The following is a 1,951-nucleotide window of genomic DNA, read 5'->3' on the forward strand; positions in this document are numbered from 1 at the left end:
GGAATAGGCGATCTCGACCTTGTTCTTGGCCTCTTCCGCCCGCTTCTTCGCCTGCAGGATGTCGCCGGAATAGCCGACCGCGAGGCAGATATCGCCATTGGCGAGAGCGTTGATGTATTCCGAGGAATGGAATTTCTGGATGTGCGGGCGGATCTTGCGCAGCAATTCGCCGGCCTTGTTCAGATCCGCTTCGTTCTTCGAATCCGGGTTCAGGCCGAGATAGCGCAGCGCCGCCGGGAACATCTCCTCGACCGCATCGAGGACGTGCACGCCGCAATTCGAGAGCTTCTTGAGCTGGTCGGGTTCGAACAGGATGCGCCAGGAATCGATCACTGCATCGGGGCCGAGCCGCTCCTTGATCTTGGCGACGTTGTAGCCGATGCCGGTCGTGCCCCACATGTAGTTCACGGCAAACTTGTTGCCGGGATCATATTTCGAAAGCCGTTGCTGAATCTCGGGCCAGGCGTTCTTCAGGTTCGGAACCTTGGCCGTATCGATCGGCGAGTAGAGATTGAGCGGGATATGGCGCGGCAGAAACGAGGCCGTGACCACGATCAGGTCATAGCCGGTCTTGCCCGCGAGCAACTTGGTCTCGACCGTCTCCATCTGGTCGAAGGTGTCGTAGACGACTGTGATGCCGGTTTCCTTCTTGAAGGCATCAAGCACCTCCGGATCGACATAGTCCGACCAGTTGAAAATGCGCAGCTGCTTGTCCTGCGCGCTAGCGGCCGTGCCCGAAACCAGCGCCCATCCAAGCGCAATGGCTGTCGCAAGGCCCTTCAGCCCCCGTACCGATGAACCCAATCTGCCCCTCCTTAGCGGGTGAATCTCCACCCGGCGCGCGGCACGCTATCAGCTTGCAGCGAAGCCTCAACCACCTTTTCGTGAAGTCATGTCGCAGTGTCTTTTCTTGCGATGCCGCAATCGGGCTCACTATCGTCCTGCGATGCATCATCTGCGCCGCGTCCTGGCTCTCTTTGTCGTCCTTTTCCTGCTGCCCGTCGCGACGCATGCGGCCTGGTGGCAATTGCAGCCGCTCGCGGCCGACTGGCGCCGGGCGGACTGGTCCAGCGCCAGGCTCCTGCCGGCCGCAGCAACCGTGCCCGAAGCGACGATCCATGTCTTCGCTGCCCGCGTCGGGCGCTGGCGCGGGATCTTCGCGCATCATTCCTGGCTGGTGGTCAAGGAGGCGGGCGCGAGCGCCTATACACGCTTCGATGTCGTCGGCTGGGGCAATCCTGTGCGCATCAACCATCGCGAGGCCGATGGCCGCTGGTTCGGCAACGTGCCGGAGCTGGTGACGGAGGTGAAGGGCGCCGCCGCCGAGGCGCTGATTCCGCGCATTCGCGCGGCCGTGCAGAGCTATGCCTATAGCACGTCAGGCAGCTATTCCGCCTGGCCGGGGCCCAATTCGAACAGCTTCGTGCAGCACGTGCTCGCCGAGATTCCCGAACTCGCCCATGCCCTGCCGCCAACGGCGATCGGGAAGGACTGGCGCGATGACGGCCTGTTCCTCGGCATGGCGCCGAGCCGCACCGGCATCCAGGTCTCGCTCTTCGGGGTCGCCGGCATCACGCTGGCCTGGGTCGAAGGCGTCGAGGTCAATCTGCTTGGGCTCGTCACCGGATTCGACATCCGCCAGCCGGCGCTGAAGCTGCCGGGCTGGGGAAGAGTGGGCGTCTAGGCGCGCTCGGCATGCTGCCAAATCAGCCGCGGCATGCTCGCAATTTGGCAAGCAGGGATGGCCGGTTCGAGACCGGCCATGATGCTCCAGATCAGACCGCCTCGAAGGCCTGCGCCAGATCCGAGATCAGGTCCTCGATATTCTCGATGCCGACCGAGATCCGGATCAGGGCATCGGTGAGCCCGATCTCCTCCCGCAATTCGCGGGCGACCCCCGAATGGGTCATCGCGGCGGGATGCGAGACGAGCGTCTCCGTGCCGCCGAGGC

Annotated in this window: 3 protein-coding genes; 1 reads left to right on the forward strand and 2 read right to left on the reverse strand. The window is 63.5% G+C overall.

Going from position 1 to position 1,951, the window contains the following annotated elements; all coding sequences use genetic code 11:
* A partial coding sequence (locus AC1DJT_RS36470) for an extracellular solute-binding protein (protein WP_476836033.1) occupies positions 1-804 on the reverse strand: 804 nt, incomplete at its 3' end.
* A gap of 142 nt (positions 805-946) precedes the next feature.
* Between AC1DJT_RS36470 and AC1DJT_RS36475 the strand changes: the two genes are divergently transcribed.
* On the forward strand, positions 947-1,684 hold the full coding sequence (locus AC1DJT_RS36475; RefSeq protein ID WP_441506621.1) for a DUF3750 domain-containing protein: 738 nt from the start codon (positions 947-949) through the stop codon (positions 1,682-1,684).
* A gap of 91 nt (positions 1,685-1,775) precedes the next feature.
* On the opposite strand, the gene AC1DJT_RS36480 is transcribed toward AC1DJT_RS36475, so the two are convergent.
* Positions 1,776-1,951: PLP-dependent transferase (locus tag AC1DJT_RS36480; protein WP_476836034.1), on the reverse strand; the 176-nt coding region annotated here is incomplete at its 5' end.

The sequence above is a fragment of the Allobosea sp. 05T422_2 genome (assembly GCF_056396265.1).

Excerpts from the sequence above, each read along its gene's own strand:
- AC1DJT_RS36475 (WP_441506621.1), top strand. The coding sequence starts at position 947 with ATGCATCATCTGCGCCGCGTCCTGGCTCTCTTTGTCGTCCTTTTCCTG.